Origin of the sequence: Cupriavidus sp. SIMBA_020 (assembly GCF_046535395.1) — a bacterium.
Lineage (GTDB): Bacteria > Pseudomonadota > Gammaproteobacteria > Burkholderiales > Burkholderiaceae > Cupriavidus > Cupriavidus campinensis.
On the sequence record NZ_JAWRWU010001516.1, the window covers coordinates 1 to 241 of the forward strand.

At 66.0% G+C, this 241-nt stretch carries 1 pseudogene; it reads right to left on the bottom strand.

Annotation, left to right across the window (positions count from 1 at the left end):
• Nucleotides 1-241 (bottom strand): annotated as a pseudogene (locus SB751_RS34665) (iron ABC transporter permease); the annotation flags it as partial.

The window sequence follows — 241 nt, forward strand, 5'->3', positions numbered from 1 at the left end:
GCTGGCTGAACAGCCCGCGATGGATCAGCCACGAATAGCCCAGCATCACCGCCACGGACAGGAAGAAGTTGCCGTGCGCCCCCAACAGCACCAGGCTCTGCGCGCCCAGCCCCAGCACCAGCAGCGATTGCAGCAACAGGTAGACCGCCTCGTAGCCCATGACGGCCGGCGTCAGGATGCGATTGCCCGTCAGCGTCTGGAACACGATCGACGACCAGGCGATGGCCACGCCGCCGATCAG